Origin of the sequence: Cupriavidus sp. WS (assembly GCF_000395345.1) — a bacterium.
Taxonomy (GTDB): Bacteria; Pseudomonadota; Gammaproteobacteria; order Burkholderiales; family Burkholderiaceae; genus Cupriavidus; species Cupriavidus basilensis_B.
Genome location: NZ_AQPL01000413.1, coordinates 1 through 17,390 on the forward strand (window position 1 = coordinate 1; position 17,390 = coordinate 17,390).

The 17,390-nt window shown below is 70.7% G+C and carries 19 protein-coding genes; 8 read left to right on the forward strand and 11 right to left on the reverse strand.

Going from position 1 to position 17,390, the window contains the following annotated elements; genetic code table 11:
• The 4 genes from K206_RS0128860 to gspG form a co-directional block, all read right to left on the reverse strand.
• Positions 1-606, reverse strand: a 606-nt coding sequence (locus K206_RS0128860) for a type II secretion system protein J (protein ID WP_043367192.1), incomplete at its 3' end; no start/stop codon positions are given.
• A complete protein-coding gene (gene gspI / locus K206_RS0128865; protein ID WP_020205836.1) occupies positions 584-994 on the reverse strand; it encodes a type II secretion system minor pseudopilin GspI in 411 nt (136 codons plus the stop codon). The genes K206_RS0128860 and gspI, both read right to left, overlap by 23 nt.
• Positions 991-1,482, reverse strand: a complete 492-nt coding sequence (locus K206_RS0128870) for a GspH/FimT family pseudopilin (protein WP_020205837.1) — start codon at positions 1,480-1,482, stop codon at positions 991-993. Before K206_RS0128870 ends, gspI begins: the two co-directional genes overlap by 4 nt.
• Before the next feature lie 36 nt (positions 1,483-1,518).
• Positions 1,519-1,998 (reverse strand): type II secretion system major pseudopilin GspG, encoded by a 480-nt coding sequence (gene gspG, locus K206_RS0128875; RefSeq protein WP_029044209.1) that lies wholly within the window; start codon positions 1,996-1,998, stop codon positions 1,519-1,521.
• A gap of 251 nt (positions 1,999-2,249) precedes the next feature.
• Here gspG and K206_RS39595 point away from each other — a divergent pair, with 251 nt between their 5' ends.
• The 3 genes from K206_RS39595 to K206_RS0128890 all read left to right on the forward strand — a co-directional run bounded on the left by K206_RS39595 (position 2,250) and on the right by K206_RS0128890 (position 4,500).
• Complete coding sequence (locus K206_RS39595; protein WP_020205839.1) at positions 2,250-2,873, forward strand: hypothetical protein; 624 nt, start codon at positions 2,250-2,252, stop codon at positions 2,871-2,873.
• 153 nt (positions 2,874-3,026) lie between these two features.
• Positions 3,027-3,602, forward strand: coding sequence for an EF-hand domain-containing protein (locus K206_RS0128885; protein ID WP_020205840.1), 576 nt, complete (start codon positions 3,027-3,029; stop codon positions 3,600-3,602).
• A gap of 406 nt (positions 3,603-4,008) precedes the next feature.
• The gene (locus K206_RS0128890; protein WP_020205841.1) at positions 4,009-4,500 is read left to right on the forward strand and encodes an Lrp/AsnC family transcriptional regulator; all 492 of its coding nucleotides are present in this window, start codon (positions 4,009-4,011) and stop codon (positions 4,498-4,500) included.
• 124 nt (positions 4,501-4,624) lie between these two features.
• Here K206_RS0128890 and K206_RS0128895 read toward each other — a convergent pair whose 3' ends face one another.
• Positions 4,625-5,323: a GNAT family N-acetyltransferase gene (locus K206_RS0128895; protein WP_020205842.1), complete on the reverse strand. Its 699-nt coding sequence runs from the start codon at positions 5,321-5,323 to the stop codon at positions 4,625-4,627.
• Between the two features lie 455 nt (positions 5,324-5,778).
• On the opposite strand from K206_RS0128895, the gene K206_RS0128900 reads away from it, so the two are divergent.
• Both K206_RS0128900 and kefC read left to right on the forward strand, forming a co-directional pair.
• Positions 5,779-6,333, forward strand: a complete 555-nt coding sequence (locus tag K206_RS0128900; protein ID WP_020205843.1) for an NAD(P)H-dependent oxidoreductase — start codon at positions 5,779-5,781, stop codon at positions 6,331-6,333.
• 9 nt (positions 6,334-6,342) lie between these two features.
• Positions 6,343-8,166, forward strand: coding sequence for a glutathione-regulated potassium-efflux system protein KefC (kefC, locus tag K206_RS0128905; RefSeq protein ID WP_020205844.1), 1,824 nt, complete (start codon positions 6,343-6,345; stop codon positions 8,164-8,166).
• Positions 8,167-8,196: 30 nt separating this feature from the next.
• Here the strand turns inward: kefC and K206_RS0128910 are convergent, their stop codons facing one another.
• The 3 genes from K206_RS0128910 to K206_RS0128920 form a co-directional block, all read right to left on the reverse strand.
• Entirely contained in the window at positions 8,197-8,814 is a 618-nt protein-coding gene (locus tag K206_RS0128910; RefSeq protein ID WP_020205845.1) for a TetR/AcrR family transcriptional regulator, read from the reverse strand.
• A gap of 61 nt (positions 8,815-8,875) precedes the next feature.
• Positions 8,876-9,670: a DUF1835 domain-containing protein gene (locus tag K206_RS0128915; RefSeq protein WP_020205846.1), complete on the reverse strand. Its 795-nt coding sequence runs from the start codon at positions 9,668-9,670 to the stop codon at positions 8,876-8,878.
• Between the two features lie 158 nt (positions 9,671-9,828).
• The gene (locus tag K206_RS0128920) at positions 9,829-11,394 is read right to left on the reverse strand and encodes a tetratricopeptide repeat protein (RefSeq protein ID WP_020205847.1); all 1,566 of its coding nucleotides are present in this window, start codon (positions 11,392-11,394) and stop codon (positions 9,829-9,831) included.
• 189 nt (positions 11,395-11,583) lie between these two features.
• On the opposite strand from K206_RS0128920, the gene K206_RS43195 reads away from it, so the two are divergent.
• Positions 11,584-11,751 carry a hypothetical protein gene (locus tag K206_RS43195; RefSeq protein WP_020205848.1) on the forward strand — a complete coding sequence of 56 codons (168 nt, stop codon included), beginning with the start codon at positions 11,584-11,586 and terminating at the stop codon, positions 11,749-11,751.
• 157 nt (positions 11,752-11,908) lie between these two features.
• Positions 11,909-12,379, forward strand: coding sequence for a universal stress protein (locus tag K206_RS0128930; RefSeq protein ID WP_020205849.1), 471 nt, complete (start codon positions 11,909-11,911; stop codon positions 12,377-12,379).
• Between the two features lie 66 nt (positions 12,380-12,445).
• Here the strand turns inward: K206_RS0128930 and K206_RS0128935 are convergent, their stop codons facing one another.
• The 3 genes from K206_RS0128935 to K206_RS0128945 all read right to left on the reverse strand — a co-directional run bounded on the left by K206_RS0128935 (position 12,446) and on the right by K206_RS0128945 (position 16,703).
• Positions 12,446-12,724 carry a DUF1488 domain-containing protein gene (locus K206_RS0128935; RefSeq protein ID WP_020205850.1) on the reverse strand — a complete coding sequence of 93 codons (279 nt, stop codon included), beginning with the start codon at positions 12,722-12,724 and terminating at the stop codon, positions 12,446-12,448.
• Positions 12,725-12,842: 118 nt separating this feature from the next.
• Positions 12,843-14,990 carry an FUSC family protein gene (locus tag K206_RS39600; RefSeq protein WP_020205851.1) on the reverse strand — a complete coding sequence of 716 codons (2,148 nt, stop codon included), beginning with the start codon at positions 14,988-14,990 and terminating at the stop codon, positions 12,843-12,845.
• A gap of 465 nt (positions 14,991-15,455) precedes the next feature.
• Positions 15,456-16,703, reverse strand: a complete 1,248-nt coding sequence (locus K206_RS0128945) for a nucleoside recognition domain-containing protein (RefSeq protein ID WP_020205852.1) — start codon at positions 16,701-16,703, stop codon at positions 15,456-15,458.
• A 289-nt stretch (positions 16,704-16,992) separates the two neighbouring features.
• Between K206_RS0128945 and K206_RS39605 the strand changes: the two genes are divergently transcribed.
• The coding region (locus K206_RS39605) for a GntR family transcriptional regulator (RefSeq protein ID WP_043367194.1) at positions 16,993-17,390 on the forward strand (398 nt) is incomplete at its 3' end.

Genomic DNA, 17,390 nt, shown 5'->3' on the forward strand with positions numbered 1-17,390 from the left:
GGCAGCGGAGGCGGCCGCCGCGCTGGCGCTGGCATTGCCGCTGAGCAGGGCCGCGGCGATGCGGCCGTTCTCCGACTGCCAGCCGCCCGGCTCGACCCACGCGCGCGCGGTCAGGCCGTCGGCGTCGCCGACCAGCGGGCGCATCAGGTTGCCGCCGCCGCCGGGCTGGCGCAGCGCCTGCAGCGCGGCCTGCACCGCGCCGCGGCTGTCCGCCGGCGGGCTGGCCGCGCGCACCACGGTGTCGCCGTCGAGGCGGTAGGCCACCACCTGCCACTCGGTGGGGCGGCCTTCGTCGCGGCGGTCGCGCACCATCAGCAACTGGCCGGTGCCGATCTCGACCGGGCTGCGCTGCAGCAGCACCGGGCTGGAGAGGTGCTCGCAGTCGGACTGGAACTGCCCGTACAGCAGCTTGAGCGTGTTGAGGCGCTGGTCGTGGTCGGTCAGGCGCTCGCGGCTGCGCGTCATGGCGTCCAGGCCGCGCCAGGCGATGACGGCGATCACCGCCAGCAGGGTGATGGCCACCAGCATTTCCAGCAGCGTGAAGCCGCGCGTGCCCGCGCGCGGGCACGGCCGGGGCCGCCGTTCAGAGCAGGTTGCGCGTTTCATTGGGGACGATGGTGACGAGCCAGGCCAGGCGCACGGATTTGTCGGCGTCCGACGGATAGACCGCGATCTCGACGCGGCGGAACGACGGGTTGGGCGTGCCCGAGACGGTTTCCTCGCAGTACAGCAGCACGCCGCCCTGCGGGCAGGCGTAGCCGCGCGTGCCCGGTTCGGGCCAGGTCTTGGACAGGCGCAGCGTGGCGAGGTGGTTCTCGGCGCTCCACTCGGCCAGCATGCGCGTCTGCAGCGCGCTGCCGGCCTCGATCATCGAGCCCATCGCGCGCATGGCGGCGGTCAGCGCCACGGCCAGGATGGTCAGCGCGACCAGCACTTCGATCAGGGTGAAGCCGCGCCGGGCGCGGCGCGGGCGGCGGGTGGAGCGGGGCGTCATGGCATGCTGGCGAAATAGCGGCCGGTGCCGTCGCCGGCCACGTCCACGCGGGTGTCGCCGCGCACCAGCACCACGTGCTGGGGACCGTCGATCAGCTCGCGCCCGAACACCAGGCGCGTGCCGTTGTTGCCGCGGCCGCCTTCGGTCACGGCCACGTTGTCCAGGCGCAGGCGCCAGTTGGTGGGGGCGAACACATCGGTGGCGAGCGGCGTCCAGCCGGCCGGCGTGGCCTGCAGGAAGTGCCAGCCGGTGACGTCGGCCTCCCAGGCGATCGGGCGCGCGCGCAGTTGCGCTTCCTCCTGCGCCAGTTCGAACAGGCGCGCGATGCGCTGGCCGTCGTCGAGCACGCGGCCGCGCTCGTTGGGCGAGGCGTTGACGGCCACCAGCGAGATCACGATGCCGGCGATCACCATCACCACCAGCAATTCCAGCAGCGTGAAGCCGTGGCTGCCGGGCTGGCGCCGGCGGCCTTGCGGCCTGGGGGTCATGGCTGCACGCCTGCCGCGTTCATGGACGATGCGCCCTTATTCCCAGTTGCCGATGTCGGCGTCGTTGGCGCTGCCGCCGGCCTGGCCGTCGGCACCGAAGCTGAACACGTCGATCTCGCCGCGCACGCCCGGGTTCAGGTACTGGTAGGGATGGCCCCAGGGATCCTTGGGCAGCTTTTCCAGGTAGCCGCCGCCCTTCCAGTTGTTGGGGATGGGCTCGGTGGTGGGGCGGGCCACCAGCGCGGCCAGGCCCTGCTCGGTGGTGGGATAGCGGCTGTTGTCGAGGCGGTACAGCTTGAGCGCCTGCATGATCGAGGAGATGTCCTGGCGCGCGGCGACGATGCGGGCCTCGTCGGGGCGGCTCATGATCTTCGGCACCACCAGCGCGGCCAGCACGCCGAGGATCACGATCACGACCATGATTTCGATCAGGGTGAAGCCGCGCGCCTGGCGGCGGGAAGGGCAACGGGACGGGCGGCGGAAAGAATCGGAGAAACTGGCAGCGAACCTACGCATCATGGATAGCCTATTTGGAATATCTGGTGCAGCGTCCCGGACCTCGAACGCGGGGGCGCTGCGGCTGGCCGGACAGTATAACCGCCACTTGATGACGGCTTTGTGAGCGCATGCTCGCACGGACGGCCCGGTGCGGGCATGCGCGGGCCGGTCGCCAGGGCGCCGCGCGGGCGAGGGGCAGACAGTTGTCATGCGGCTCTGGTAGGCTTGGCGCTTTCCCGTCCTTGCAGCCCCATCCCGTGCAACTTTCCATGCGGCCCGCCTTTCGTTTCGACCCGGCCGGACTCTGGCTGCCGCGCCTGGCGGCGCTCGTGCTGTTCGTCGCGCTGTGCGCGCTGGCCACGCGCTGGGTCCTGACCTTCAGCGCGATGAAGACCATCGCCGTGCCGCGCACCGCGCGCGTGGCGCAGACCGAGGCGGTGGAGACCGGCGCCGCCGGCACGCTGTTCGGCGGCGCGGCGCAGTCGGGCGTGCGCGACGTGCAGCTGATCGGCGTGGTCGCCGAGATCGGCGGCGGCAGTGCCAACGTCGGCAACGGCGGCGCCGCGATCCTCTCGCTCGACGGCGGCCCGCCCAAGGCCGTGCGCGCGGGCACCGCGCTGTCGCCGCAACTGCGGCTGGTGGAGATCCGCGACCGCGGCGTGGTGATCGAGCGCAACGGCGTGCGCCAGGAGATCGCGCTGCCGGTGCCGGCCATCGTCACGCGCGGCCCGGCGGCGCCCGCCCAGCCGGCGCTGCCGGCCGGCGCCGCGGCGCCGCTGTCCACGCCGATGCCGGTGCCGGCGATGCCCGCGCCGATGCCGGCTCCCGCGCCGCCGCCGCAGTCCGCCCAGCCCGCCGGCGTGCCGGGCGAGCCGGCTTCCGCCAAGGACTGAGCCGCGGCCGATTATTTACCAATGCTTTCAGCGGTTTACGGGAACGCCACCCAACTGTGAGCCGCGTAACAACGTATTAGAGGATCCAACTTTCGCCCCCGTCATGCGTTCTAATCGTTACCAGTCCACCTGAGACGAAAAAGGAGCAAAGACATGCAAGGCAATCTCAAGACGCGTTCGATCCGGAATTTCATGGCCGCTTCGGCGGTGTTCCTGGCGATGGGCGGCACGGCTTTCGCCCAGACCGCGGCACCCGCGCCGGCGGCGCCGGCCCCGGGCGCGCCGGCCATGCAAGGCGGCATGCGCCACCATATGGAGCACGGCGGCATGTGGATGAAGTCGATCGACACCGACGGCGACGGCGCCATCTCCAAGGCGGAGGCCGACGCGCTGTTCGACAAGATCGACACCAACCACGACGGCAAGCTCGACAAGAGCGAGCTGGCGGCCTACCACAAGGCCGGGATGGAACAGCGCCGCGCGGCGATGCAGGCCGACTTCGAGGCCCGCTTCAAGGCGGCCGACAAGAACGGCGACGGCGCGCTGACCAAGGCCGAGGTCCAGGCCGGCTTCCCGCGCCTGGCGCGGCGCTTCGACCAGCTCGACGCCAATCACGACGGCAAGCTGACGATGGACGAGATCCGCGCCGCCATGCAGAAGATGCACGACCAATGGCGCCAGCACGGCAACCGCGGCGGCGCCTCGGCCCCGTCGAGCCGCGGCGGCTGATCCGGCCCCGGCGGCGATCCCGCGGCGCTCCGGCGCCGCGGGCACGGGAAAGCGCGACCCTTCGGGGCCGCGCTTTTTTTCGTGGTGCCGGCCCCGGCGCTGGTGGCCTTGGCACCATCCTTGCCTTCCCAACGCTCGCGCCCCGGGCGCCCAGTTCCAGTGCACGGCGGCGCGCCGCGGCGGCATCCTGCACCCGGAAGGCCACCGCGCCGGTGCCGGGAGGCGGGGCGCCAGCGATCGGAATGGAGGGTTGTGGCCGCCGCGCGGGAGGGGAGCGGCGCGGCGAGGGGGGAGAATGACGGCAGGCACAGGGTCCGGAAGCACACAAAAAATTGCATACTTGTGCACAGCTTGCTAAATTTGCGCAAAAAAATTGCCGTCAAACATATTGCGGAGCAACAATATCGTGAGCAAGGTGGAACTGGACAAGATCGACAGGAAGATCCTGGAGGTATTGCAGACCAACGGGAGACTGACCAACCTGGAAGTGGCCGAGCGCGTGAACCTGTCGCCGAGCCCTTGCCTGAGGCGCATCCGGCGGCTGGAGGAGATCGGCGTGATCCGCCAGTACGCGGCGCTGCTGGAGCCGGGCAGGATCGGGCTGGGGCTGCTGGCCTACATCAACGTGCGGCTGGAGAAGCACGGCGGCGCGCCCAAGGGCAAGGCGCCGCTGGACCTGTTCCGCGCCGCCATCGCGATCTGGCCGGAGGTGGCCGCGTGCCACGCGATGACCGGGGAGATGGACCTGCTGCTGAAGGTCTACGTGGAAGACATGGAGCACTTCGCGCGCTTCATGAAGGACCACCTGCTGGCGCATCCGGCGGTGATCGACGTGCGCTCGAGCTTTGCGCTGGAATGCATCAAGGACACCACCGCGCTGCCGGTGGTGGGCAACTGAGCGTAACTGAGCACAATCGGGCGCCGCGGCGCCGGTCACGCGGTGCGGTCGATGCGATCGGCGCGGCACCAATGAAAATGGCGCGCCGGGCGGGCGCGCCATCGGGGCCGGGGCGGCAGCGGCGTCAGGCCGTGCGCTTTTGCGGCAGCATCGAGCGCCAGAAGCGCAGGCCGAAGCGGCGCGCGTCGCGCAGGTTGCGGCGGACCATGTAGTCGAGGTCGGCCACCTGCTCGTCGAGCGCCTCGGTCAGGCGGCTGACGGTGTCGGCGGGCGGCAGTTCCAGGTAGGCATCGGCCTCGCCGTAGGCGTACTGCACCTTCATGCCGGCCTTCTTGGCGATGTGCATCATGGCGGCGTTGCGCGACAGGCAGTGCATGTACAGCGTGCGCACGTTGCTGTTGCGGCCGTGCATGGCGGCGCGCTCGAACAGCGCGCTGCCGATGCCGCGCCCGCGCGCGCTCTGCGACACCGACACGCCGAACTCGGCCACGCGGCCCTGGCTGTTGTCGCGCAGGTTGGCGAAGTGGCCCACGCCGATCAGTTCGAGGTGCTCGTCGTAGACGCCGAACACGGTGTCGTGGTCGAAGTCGATGCTGTCGACATAGGCCTCGATCACATGGTCGCCAACCGACTGGCCAAAACGGAGCAGGCGATCCTCCTCGCCCAGGGCGAGGAAATGCTTGAGCAGACGCGAGCGGTGATGCGCAGCCAGCTCGCGCACCAGCGTGGTGGGGCGATGCGAGGCGTGCGCGGCTGCGGATGCGCGGCGGAGATCTTCGTCGGATACGGCCCCGACGGCCTTGCTCAGTTCGAGCGGATTCACTTTGTTTTCCTTGCGACGTATTCAGGTATAAAAATAGCACTCAGCAGGTGTCAGGCCACGCACTTTCGGCGCCGGGCCGGGCAAGGCGGGCAAAAAAGCCCGAAAAGCCTGGCCCAAGGGCAAACACTATCTTGCTGCATTGCAAAAAGTATTGTAGTGGAATTGTCAGCCTGACGTAAGGTTCGGGGGCGATCCAATTGGTTGTATTTTGTAATTTTTGTGTATCTCCAATGAAATCAAAGACTTGACGTGTGCTTCATGATGCCGCAGGGTGCCGGGCATGTGGATTTGTTGCAACGCCGCATAATGCCGTGTCCACATCGCCGCCCGGCGGCGGCGCCGATGCCGCGGCCCGGGGAGGGTCCCGGGCGCGGCCGCATGTGAGTCTCTGTTCTCTTCAATGCCGGCGATGCCGCGGTTCCGGACCGCGCGCCGCACGTTTTCCAGGATTTTTCGTGGACCCAAAGGCCGAGCCCCCGATTCTCGTCATCTATGCCCATCCCAGGCCGCGCCTGTCGCGCGTCAACCGGCCGCTGGCCTCGGCCTTGCAGGCCCTGCCCGCCGTCACCGTGCATGATCTCTACCTCCGCTATACCGATTACGACATCGACGTGGTCGCGGAGCAGCGCGCGCTGGCGCGCGCCGCCACGCTGGTGCTGCAGTTCCCGGTGCAGTGGTACAGCATGCCGGCGCTGCTCAAGCTCTGGATGGACGAGGTGCTGGAGAGCGGCTGGGCCTACGGACCGGGCGGCACCGCGCTGCGCGGCAAGTCCCTGCTGGTGGTGGCCAGCACCGGCGGCCACGCCGATTCCTACGGGCCCGAGGGCACGCACGGCCACGGCATCGACGAATACATGCTGCCGCTGGCGCAGACCGCCGTGCTGTGCGGCATGAACTGGCTGGCGCCGCTGGTGCTGCATGACGCCAACCAGGTGGACCAGGACGCGCTGGCCGGGCATATCGCCCGCGTGTCCGGCGTGCTCGGCGCCGCCGGCGCCGTCGCCGGCTGAGGGGGCGCCGTGGAACAACACGATTTCCTGGTGGCCCTGGTGGTCTTCCTGGTCGCCGCGGTGGTGGCGGTGCCGCTGGCCCGCCGCTTCGGGCTGGGCGCGGTGCTGGGCTACCTGCTGGCCGGCGTGGCGATCGGCCCGTGGGCGCTGCGCCTCGTCACCAACGTCGAGGCCATCCTGCATTTCTCCGAGTTCGGCGTGGTGCTGATGATGTTCGTGATCGGCCTGGAGCTGGAGCCGAAGAAGCTGTGGGAACTGCGCCGCGTGATCTTCGGCTACGGCGGCGCGCAGATGGCGGCCTGCGCGGTGCTGATCGGCGGCGCCGCGACGCTGGTGGGCGCGCCGTGGCAGGTGGCGCTGGTGGCGGGGCTCGGGCTGGCGCTGTCGTCCACCGCCATCGCGCTGGCCACGCTGACCGAGCGCAACCTGTTCGGCACCCCGGCCGGCGCCGCCGGCTTCGGCATCCTGCTGTTCCAGGACATCGCCGCGATCCCGATGATCGCGCTGCTGCCGCTGCTCGCGGCGCAGGGCGCGCAGGCCGGCACCGCCGCGGCGGCGGGCGCGGCGGGCTGGCTCGGCGCGGCCAAGGCGGTCGGCGTGATCGGCGCCGTGGTGGTGGGCGGGCGCTACCTGGTGCGCCCGGCGCTGAACTTCATCGCGCGCACCGACATGCGCGAGATGTTCACCGCCTTCGCGCTGCTGCTGGTGGTGGGCATCGCGCTGATGATGGACGCGGTGGGCCTGTCGATGGCGCTGGGCACCTTCCTGGCCGGCGTGCTGCTGGCGGACTCCGAGTACCGGCACGCGCTCGAGGCCGACCTGGAGCCGTTCAAGGGCCTGCTGCTGGGGCTGTTCTTCATGGCGGTCGGCATGTCGATCGATTTCGGCGTGCTGATGCAGGCGCCGGTCATGGTGGCGGCGCTGGTGGCCGGGCTGGTGGTGCTCAAGACCGCCATGCTGACCTTGCTGGCGCCGCGCTTCGGCATAGCGCGCGGCCAGCGGCTGCTGTTCGCGCTGCTGATCTCGCAGGGCGGCGAGTTCGCCTTCGTGGTGTTCGGCGTGGCCGGCGGCGCCGGCCTGCTGCCGCCGCGCACCGAGGCGCTGCTGGTGCTGGTGGTGGCGCTGTCGATGGTGGCCACGCCGCTGCTGCTGCTGGGCTACGACCGGCTGGTGGCGCCGCACCTGGCGCGCCTGGCGCGGCGCCCGGACGACGTGATCGAGCCGCAGGACAACCCGGTGCTGATCGCCGGCTTCGGCCGCTTCGGCCAGATCATCGGCCGCCTGCTCTACGCGCAGGGCATCGGCGTCACCGTGCTGGACCACGATCCCGACCAGATCGAGTTCCTGCGCCGCTACGACTTCAAGGTGTTCTACGGCGACGCCACGCGCATGGACCTGCTCGAGTCCGCCGGCGCCGAGCGCGCGCGCATCCTGGTGGTGGCCATCGACGGCATGGAGGACAGCCTGGCGCTGATCGACAACGTGCGCAAGCGCTTCCCGCACCTGCGCATCTACGCGCGGGCGCGCCACGTCTCGCACGTCTACCAGCTCAAGGATCGCGGCGTGGAGCTGTTCGAGCGCGAGATGTTCGAGGGATCGCTGCGGCTCGGCCGCAGCGTGCTGGAGGGGCTGGGCTACGACGCGGTCGAGGCGCGCTCGGTGGCGCTCCGCTTCCGCCGCCACAACATCGCCGCCATCGAACGCTTCTACCCGCACTACACCGACCAGAAGAAGCTGGTCTCGCTGGCGCGCCAGGCGCGCGACGAACTCGAGGAAATGTTCCGCCAGGACCGCGACCAGCGCCGGCGCCGGGAGGAAGAGGACTGGTCCTGACTGGTGACGGGCCGGCGGGCGCGCCGCGCGCTAGGCGGCCCCGCGCGGCGCGCCCGGCAGGCCGCCCGCGAGCAGGTCGATCACCATCTCGGCGAAGTCGGCGTAGGACAGCTTGCCGCCCGGCTTGAGCCAGGTGAAGGTCCAGTTGATCATGCCGAACACCGTCATGGTCAGCGCCGCCTGGTTGTCGCGGTTGACGCGCTCCGGGTAGGCGCGGCGCAACTGGCGCGAGAAGGCGGCCACCACGTCGCGCTCGCGCTTGAGGATCTGGTCGCGCTGCTCGTCGGCCAGGAACTTGACGTCGTTGACGAGCGCGACGTGGCGGGTTTGCGAGGTCTCGTACTCGGCCAGGAACGCGCGGATCAGGCTGGCGAAGGTTTCCTGCTCGCTGCTGCCGCGGCGTCCGGCCTCGGCTTCCACCTCGGCCACGATCAGCATCAGCCGGCGCGTGTAGCGGTCGAGCAGGTCGAACAGGATCGCTTCCTTGCTCTCGTAGTAGTGGTACAGGCGCGCCTTGGAGGTGCCGCAGGCGGCGGCCAGGTCGGCCATCGAGGTGCTGGGGTAGCTGCTGGCGGCAAACGCGGCGGCGGCCAGGTCCAGTATCTGCTCGCGCTGCGCCTCGAAATCGGGTGCCTTGGTACGGGCCATGTAAACGTCCGCTTGTATCCGCTTGTCTTGGGCTTGTGGTCGGCTTGGGGGGGCTGCGGCCTTATTCGCCGCCGGCGGACGGATTGCGGCGCAGCTCGCAGGTCTGCAGCGAATCGGCATTGCCGCGCAGCACCAGCTGCCCGGCGCCGATCAGCTCGCGGCAGCGCCAGAACACGAACCAGTCGCTGGCCAGCAGGCCTTCGATGGCGCCCATCACGGCGTCCACCACCTGCGCGGCCGGCGCCCATTCCTGCGGGGCGCGCTCCAGGATCACGTCGTCCACCGAGTGGTAGGCGGCGGGCACCAGCGTGTTGCCCTTCCACAGCCGCACGTCGGCGTTTTCCTTGACGTTCTGCTGCCACTCGTAGCCCAGCCGGCCCAGGCGCAGCACCGAGACCGGCGCGATGGTGGAAAAGCGCCGCGCCAGGCGGGCCGCGGGATACATGCCGATGGAGGCCAGGTTGCCGTGCGCGGGCGTCTCGAGCTCGCGCAGGTCCATCGCCACCTCGTTGATGCGCTGCGGCGACTGGTACAGATGGAACACCACCCGGCGCAGCATCAACTGGTCCGAGGCGCTCTGGCCGTGCCAGATGGCGATCTCGGTCTCTTCCTTGCGCAGGGCATGCAATTGGTCCAGCGCCTGCTGCATCTCGGCGGCGAAGTCGATGTCGCTGCGCGGCGCCACGCGCTGCCAGAAGCCGGAGCGGATGAGGCCGCTGCCGTCGACGTCGGCGATCGGGCCGACGGCGAGGTCGTCGCGCAGCACGACGACCGGGTCGGGCCGGGCGGCCTGGGCCAGAGCTTGCCGCAGCGTATTGCCCGCTACGTCACCGTTGACGACATGGATATATTGCATGGCGTGATTGTATATGGATGCGCGGCGCGGCTGCTTCCATTTTAATCACGCGTGCGTGTGCGCCCGCACGGTCGGGCGTTCCCGCGCGGGCCGCCGCCGCGCGGCCGGCGAGGACGTGGCGGGCACGGGAGGCGCGCTTTGTTCTCGTCCTCGCCCGCCTAGCCGCGCGGCGCGTCCCGCAGCAGGGCCGCGAGCGCCGCGCCGAGCTCGGCCAGTGCGCCGCCCCAGTCGCGCATCGCGGACTGGCGGAACAGGCGCATGCCCGGATACCACGGCGAGTCCGCGCGCCCGAGCAGCCAGCGCCAGTCGGGCGAGTACGGCAGCAGCAGCCAGACCGGCTTGCCGAGCGCGCCGGCCAGGTGGGCGACGGCGGTGTCGACGCTGATGACCAGGTCGAGGTTGTCGATGAGGGCGGCGGTGTCGGCGAAGCTGGCGAGCTCGCCCGAGACGTCCAGCAGTTGCGGCAGCGCCGCGAGCGTGGCGCGGTCGGCCTCGCGCAGGTCTTTCTGCAGGCAGACGAAGCTGGCGTCGCCGGCCAGCAGCGGCCCCAGCTGCTCCAGTTTCAGCGAGCGGTTGCGGTCGTTGCGGTGCCAGGTGCTGCCCGACCAGGCCACGCCGATGCGCGGCCGGCGGCCGGCGGGGCTGGCGTCCAGCCGCGCGCGCCACGCCGCGCTGCGTTCCGGGTCCGCGCGCAGGTAGGGCGCCGGCGGAATGGTCGCGAGGCTGGTGCGGAAGGCGAGCGGCAGGCTCATCAGCGGGCAATGGCAGTCGAACGCCGGCAGCGGATCGCCCTCGGCGACCAGCTCGGCGACGCCGGGAAAGCCCTGCAGCAGCGGCACTAGCGCCGGCTGCACCTGCAGGATCACGCGCGCGCCCAGGGCCGCCACGGCCGGCACGTAGCGGACGAACTGGATGGTGTCGCCGAAGCCCTGCTCGTTGTGCAGCACGATGGTCTTGCCCGCCAGGCTGCCTTCGCCCAGCCACGGCTTGCCGGGCAGGCGGTGCACGGGGCTGCCGTCCAGCCAGCGCCATTCGTACTCGCGCCAGCCGTGCTCGAAGACGCCCGTCAGCAGGTTGGTCTGGGCGCGGTTGCAGCGCGCCAGCGCGTCGTTGGCGTTCAGCGTGACGGCCTTCTTGAAGTGGCGCATGGCTTCGTCGAAGCGGTGCAGGTCGCGCAGCGCCACGCCCAGGTTGACGTAGCCGCCGGAGAAATCGGGGCGCAGCTGGATGGCGCGCTGGTAGCACGCGATCTCTTCCTCGAAGCGGTCGATCTCGCCGAGCGCCTTGCCCTTGTTGTACAGCGCCTCGAAGCTGTCCGGGCGCAGCTTCAGGGCCGCGTCGAAGGCGGCCACGGCGGCCGTTCCGTCGCCGCGCGCGGCCAGGGACAGGCCGAGATCGTGATGGGCCTCGAAGAAGTACGGCCGCAACGCCAGCGCCTGCGAGAAGGCGGCGATGGCCGCGTCGTGCTCGCCCAGCTTCTGGCGCGCCACCGCCAGGTTGTAGTGCAGCTCGGGCGACGCCGCGCCGGCCTGCGCGGCGCTTTCGAGATGCGCCGCCGCGGCGCGGAAATCGCCCTGGTTGCCCGCGGCCAGCCCCAGCAGCTCGAGGGCGCCGCCGTGGCCGGGCTGGTGCGCCAGCAGCGCTTCGAGCCCCGCGCGGGCGCCGGCGAAATCCCCCGCGGCGAGGGAACGGCGGGCTTGGTTGATGACTTGAGTCTGGTCCATTGGCAAACGCTTTGGCCGGGCGGCGTCGGGAAATCACGGCCGCGGCGGTAGTCTAAACATGGAAGGCCGCTGCGCCACGCCGGTCCCACCGCGCCCGCGCCGCCGATGCCCTGGAGGAGAAACAGGGCAGGGCGCGGGTAGCGGACGGAGGGCGGCCGCGGCGGCGGCATCTTGAGCAAGGAGGCAATTATGCAATGCGCTTTCCCTGACAGGTACTGCGGCGCCAGGCTGTGCCGCCGCCTCGCCTGGCTCGCGGTGTGGCTCGTGCTGGCCGCGCTGGCGTTCCTGCCCCGGCCCGCCGGCGCCAGCAACGAGTTCGGCGTCCGCGGCGATGGCGTGCGTGGCATGCGGGTCTAAGATCCGCCGATTACCCGACGCCGCGAACCGCGGCGACTCGCTGTGGGTGCGCGCGCCGGATGCGCAGACAAGTGCGCTGCGAGGCGAGTAGTATCGATGGCGGCCGGCGCACTGGCGCCGGCATCACTTCCAGCGAATTCCCAAGGAGCGAACGGCAATGACGAATGCGGCATACAAGAAGATCGTGGTGGCGGTGGACGGCAGCGCCACCTCGGACCTGGCGCTGACCGAAGCGATCCGCCTGGCGGTCAGCGGCGAGGCGGAGGTGCTTGCCTTGTACGCGGTGGACAACAGCCAGATGCTGTTCGATGCCGCCTACTACGATCCGGCGCCCATCCAGCAGGCGCTGACCGAGAGCGGCGAACGCGCGCTCGCCGCGGCCGCCAAGCGGCTCGAAGCGCAAAAGGTGAAGCACGAAGTGCGTCTGGTGGAGCCGCAGACCTCGCTCGGCGACATCGCCGGGTCCATCAACGAAGCCGCGGCCCAGTGGGGCGCGGACGTGATCGTGATCGGCACTCACGGCCGGCGCGGCGTGCGCCGGCTGGTGCTGGGCAGCGTGGCGGAGTCGGTGATCCGCCAGGCCACCGTGCCGGTCCTGCTGGTGCGGGGCCAGGCGGCGGAAGGCTAGCAGCGGCGGCACGCGGGCAGGCCGCCCGCGCCGCCGTGCCTGCCCAGCGTATCTCGCCTGTTCGGCTTATCCGGCGAAGCGGATATGGCCGCTGCGCAGCACGATCTCCCTGGCCTGCGTCAGTTCGAACAGGCCCTGGGCAATGTGCTCGATGCGCTGCCGGTTGCTGGTGAAGGCGTGCACGAGATCCTCCTCGCGCGGCGAGCGCGCGCCGAAGTGCGTCTCGAGCGCTTCGGCCGTGATCGAGTAGAGCGTGGGCTTGCCGTTTACCGTGGCGGGGCAGGAAAGCGTCAGGCTGGCCGCGCAATAGGCGGGAACGCTGCGGGGAAACGAGATCTCGGGCATGGCGCGCCTCACAACGGTCGCTGAAGGATGCCACCATTCTAGGAGATCGCGCCGCCGGGCGATGCCGTGCCGGGGCGGGCGTGCTTGATTGCCGTCAATCCTGCTGCCAACCGCGCCGTCAGCCAGGATGGGGTACGCGCCGGCCGCCAGCCGCGGCAATGCCGGCCGCCAGCCGGCCCGCCGTGGCGACCGCCGCATCGGCCGCGTCCGCCTGGGTGGCGGCGAAGGCGGCCTGCTCGAGCAGGAAGCGGTCCAGCGCCGGCTCCGCGGCTGCGCCGGCCGGCTGCGCCGCGGCCGCGCGCGCCGGCCCGCCTTGGCCGGGATGCGCGGCCAGCGCCGAGAGCCGGCCCGCCAACGTTTGCAACATCCCCTGCGTGGCGGGCAGCGGCGCGCCCGCGCCGGCTTCCGCCTCCAGCCCCGCGCGCACCACGCCAGCCAGCGCGGCCATGCGCCGCGCGGTCAGGTGCAGCCCGGCATAAGCCGCCGCCAGTTCGGGAAGGAGTTCGCCCTCAGCCTGTTGCAACGTGAGCTCGGCCCGCGCCGAGGTGCGGCCCGCGGCGATGCGCAGGCTTTCCAGGCGGGCGGGCGTGGGCGCGGGCGAGCGCGTGGGCGAGGTGGTGAAGGCCACGGCGCCGGCAAATGCCGCGCGCAGGTACGTCGCGTTGGCGGCGAGCGCCTCGAGGCCGTGCCGGCGCACCCGCGACAACTCGGCGCGCGGCGCCAGCACGTAGTAGCTGGCCAGCGCGATCAGGCAGCCGAGCGCCGTGTCGACGCCGCGCAGCGCCGCGAAGTGGCTGCTGTCTTCCGCCGGCGCCCCCACCCACGAGAACAGGATGACCGCCGGCGTCAGGAAGAAGGCGAACAGCGCCGGGCTGCCGGCGAGCCGGAAGATGTAGGCGGCGGCCAGGCACGCCGCGCTGATCGCCAGCGCCAGCGGTGCCGCCGGATGGGCCAGGCCGATCGCGCAGGCCATCAGCGCGCCCGCCAGCGAGCCCGCGAAGCGCAGGAACGAAATCCGGCGCGTGGTCTGCAACTGCGGGCTCAGCACCATGATGACGGTGACGGCCACCCAGTAGCCATGATCCACGCGCAGCAGTTGCGCGGGCAGCAGGCTCAGGCTGCCGGCCAGCGCCAGCCGCACGGCGTGGCGCGCCACGCGCGCGTCGCGCGCGGTGTGCTCGGCCAGGGTGGCGCGCCAGCGCTGCCAGCGCTGGCGGAAGGCCCGGCGCGGCCGCCGGTGCGCGCCGTGCCAGGCGGCAAAGGCCGGGTAGCGGGCCAGGGCGGCCAGCGCCGACTGGTAGAGGGCCGGCGCGGCGGCGTTGACCAGCGGCGCGTGCAGGCGCCGCAGCTCGTGGGCCAGCGCCGCGCACAGCGCAAGCAGGTCGGGGGTGCTGCGGGCCAGCGCTTCCTCCACCTGCAGGCGCAGGTCGGCGACACAGCGCTGCAGGTGCTGCAGCGGCAGGGCGGTGGCGCCGCCCTTGCCGGCGGGCGCCGGGAGCGCGGTGTCCATGCGGCCGCGCAGTTCGGCGGCGACGATCAGTAGCGCGAAGATCGCATCGGCCAGGCTGACGACGTAGGCATAACGCATCCGCGCGAGCGGGTCGCCCAGGCCGCGGCGCGCGCCGATCGCGAGATGCGCCGCCTCGATCCTTTCCCGGATGTCGCGCTTGCAGGCCGCCGCGTCGCCGACCGGGCCGACGCCGGCAAGCTCGGTGGCAAAGCGCAGCAGCGCGTCGAAGACCGCCATCACCTCCGCGCGCGGGCGCCGGTCGGGCGCGGAACGGATCAACACCAGGCACATCAGGCAGGCGAATACGCCGCCGAGCAGGAATTCCTGGCTGCGCTCGAACACGCGCACGGCCAGTGTGGCATCGTCGACCGGCTGCAGGCAGGCGGCGATCAGGATCACGTAGAGCAGCTTGGCCGACAGGGCCGGCCCGGGCCCACGGGTTTCCGCCAGGCCCGCGGCCAGCCCGGCGGCGGCAACCACGGCCAGCGCGGCCAGCGGGGAAGCGGCCACCGCCGCGCCCAGGGCACATGCGGCCGTGCCGCCCACGCCGACCGAGCCGAGGGCCGAGAGGCGGTCGCTGGCGGTGCCGGCGCGGTCCGCGAGGCAGGTCCAGAGCGAGGCCGTGGCCGCCCACAGGTAGCCAGGCTGGCCGGTCAGCCAGCCGATGCCGGCCAGGGCCAGGAACGAGAAGGCGTAGACCAGCCCCCGTTGCAGCATCGGGGTGTCGGGACGGGGCAGGTGCAGCGCGGAAAACATGTCGACGAAAGCGGGGCGGGGGCGCCGGTGGGGTACGAGCGATGGATCGACTCTAAGGCACGGATATGTTGCGACGCAACATATCGCGTCCTCCGTCATGTTTCGCACCGCCTTGGTGCGAGCCTGCCTTGCTGCGGTGCGCAAAATACGCGCGCCGCGCCCGCATGGGGCAGGCTGGTCTCCAGACGCCGGTACATCGGCGTTTGAGCGCGAATTGCCGCCGCAGGGCCGAATTTCGGGCAAAAAAAACCCGCGCAGTTCATGCGCGGGTTGGAATCCACCGAGGTGGTGGAGGAGACAGACTCCACTATATACGATTTGTTGCGACGCACCAAGCGCGACGTTATTCAAGCGTGTATTGCTCCACAAACATGTTGCTTTTTCACAACGAAGCAGGGGCTGGCAATACAGAGGCTGGATTTTTCGTTCGATGCCTGCGGCCTTCGCCCGCTGGGAGTCGGGCACTCAGGTGAAGAACAGGTAGGCAATGGCCACCGCCGCGCAGAGGCCGGCTAAGTCGGCGAACAGGGCGCAGGCGAGCGCGTGCCGCGTATTGCGGATGTTGACGCTGCCGAAATAGACGGCCAGCACATAGAAGGTGGTTTCGGTCGAACCCTGGATGATGGCGGCGAGCTTGCCCTGGAACGAGGCCACGCCATAGGTATTCATCACATCGATCATCAGGCCGCGCGCGCCCGCGCCCGATAGGATCTTCATCAGGCCGACCGGCAGCGCGGGCACGAACGCGGTGTCCAGCCCCAGCCAGGCAACGCCGGCGGCGAGCCCTTTCATCAGCACGTCCATGCAGCCGGTCACGCGGAACAGGCCGATCGCCACCAGGATCGCCACCAGGTAGGGAATGATCTGCACGGCCACGCCGAAGCCGTCCTTGGCGCCGTCGACGAACGCATCGTAGACGTTGACGCGGCGCACGGCCCCGCAGACCAGGAACACCACGATCAGGGTGACGATGAATCCGCTGCCGGCCAGCGCCGTGATCGTGCTGACCTGCTCGGGCGGAGCATGGCGCAGCCACAGGAACAGTCCGCCCACGGCGGCGGCCAGCAGGCCGAAGGCAGCCAGCACGGCGGGCTTGAGCAGGTTGAGCCGCTGCGCCCAGGCCACGGCCAGCAGGCCGGCCACGCACGAGACGCAGGTGGCCAGCAAGGTAGGCAGGAAGATGTCGGCCGCGTTGAAGCCAGGCAGGCCCTGCTTGATGGCGATGGCCTGGCGCATGGCGATCACCGAGGTCGGGATCAGGGTCAGTCCGGCCGTGTTCAGCACGATGAACATGATCTGCGCGTTGCTGGCCGTATCCGGGCGCGTGTTCAGCGACTGCAGTTCCCGCATGGCGTTCAGGCCGAGCGGGGTGGCCGCGTTGTCCAGCCCGAGCATGTTCGCCGAGACGTTCATCATCATGGCGCCCTGTGCCGGATGGCCCTGCGGCACGCCGGGGAAGAAATGGCGCAGCAGGGGGCTGACGGCGCGCGCGAAGACGTCCACCACGCCGGCCCGCTCCCCGATCCGCATGATGCCGAGCCACAGGCTCATCATGCCGGCCAGCCCCAGCGAGATCTCGAACGCGGTGCGGGCGTTGTCGAACAGGCTGGCCAGCATGGCGGGGAACACCGCGGTGTCGCCGAGCGCCAGGCGCACGCAGGCGACGATGAAGGCAAGCAGGAAAAAAGACAGCCAGACGATATTCAGTGCCATCGATGCGCCGGGGTTTGGGAAGATTCAGCTTCGCGCATCATAGCGTGCCGGATGGGGCGCCCGGGCCGCGCGCGCGCCGGCCGCGCGGCGCTTGACCCCGCGCAAGGGCCGGGTGCATGGCGGCGCGCAAAAATGGCCTCGCGCCGGTATACAATGCGAACAATATCGCCGTCGCGGCATTGCCCTTCGGGGCAGCGCGGCGGTCCCAGATCCCTTTGACTACCGTCCGCGACGGCGTGCCTGCGCGGCTCGCCCGGCGACGGTGTCTTGCCGACCGAAGCCAGAACCTATGTCCGACGCCCCTGGTACCGAACGCGCTCACGCAGCTTCGGATTCCGCCGGCACCAGCCTTGGCGCCCAGCATTCCCCCCTGTTCGCGCTCGTGACCGACACCCTGCGGCAGCGCATCCTGGCGGGCGAATACAACCAGGGAGACCGCCTGGTGGAGAACAAGCTTTCCACCGAGCTCGGCGTGTCGCGGATTCCGGTGCGGGAAGCGCTGCGCGCGCTGGCCGCGGAAGGCCTGGTGCGCATCGAGCCGCGGCGCGGCGCGTCGGTGGCGACGCTGTCGCCGAACATCGCCAAGGAAATGGTCGAGGTGCGAGCCACCCTGGAAGGGCTCAACGCCAAGCTGGCCGCGCAGCGGCGCGATCCGCGCCTGCTCTCCGAGCTCGACGACGTCCTGCG

Excerpts from the sequence above, each read along its gene's own strand:
- K206_RS43195 (WP_020205848.1), top strand. The coding sequence starts at position 11,584 with ATGCAATGCGCTTTCCCTGACAGGTACTGCGGCGCCAGGCTGTGCCGC.
- K206_RS39600 (WP_020205851.1), bottom strand. The coding sequence starts at position 14,990 with ATGTTTTCCGCGCTGCACCTGCCCCGTCCCGACACCCCGATGCTGCAA.
- K206_RS0128915 (WP_020205846.1), bottom strand. The coding sequence starts at position 9,670 with ATGCAATATATCCATGTCGTCAACGGTGACGTAGCGGGCAATACGCTG.
- gspG (WP_029044209.1), bottom strand. The coding sequence starts at position 1,998 with ATGCGTAGGTTCGCTGCCAGTTTCTCCGATTCTTTCCGCCGCCCGTCC.
- K206_RS0128920 (WP_020205847.1), bottom strand. The coding sequence starts at position 11,394 with ATGGACCAGACTCAAGTCATCAACCAAGCCCGCCGTTCCCTCGCCGCG.
- K206_RS0128910 (WP_020205845.1), bottom strand. The coding sequence starts at position 8,814 with ATGGCCCGTACCAAGGCACCCGATTTCGAGGCGCAGCGCGAGCAGATA.
- K206_RS0128885 (WP_020205840.1), top strand. The coding sequence starts at position 3,027 with ATGCAAGGCAATCTCAAGACGCGTTCGATCCGGAATTTCATGGCCGCT.
- K206_RS0128935 (WP_020205850.1), bottom strand. The coding sequence starts at position 12,724 with ATGCCCGAGATCTCGTTTCCCCGCAGCGTTCCCGCCTATTGCGCGGCC.
- K206_RS39595 (WP_020205839.1), top strand. The coding sequence starts at position 2,250 with ATGCGGCCCGCCTTTCGTTTCGACCCGGCCGGACTCTGGCTGCCGCGC.
- gspI (WP_020205836.1), bottom strand. The coding sequence starts at position 994 with ATGACGCCCCGCTCCACCCGCCGCCCGCGCCGCGCCCGGCGCGGCTTC.
- K206_RS0128945 (WP_020205852.1), bottom strand. The coding sequence starts at position 16,703 with ATGGCACTGAATATCGTCTGGCTGTCTTTTTTCCTGCTTGCCTTCATC.
- K206_RS0128930 (WP_020205849.1), top strand. The coding sequence starts at position 11,909 with ATGACGAATGCGGCATACAAGAAGATCGTGGTGGCGGTGGACGGCAGC.
- K206_RS0128870 (WP_020205837.1), bottom strand. The coding sequence starts at position 1,482 with ATGACCCCCAGGCCGCAAGGCCGCCGGCGCCAGCCCGGCAGCCACGGC.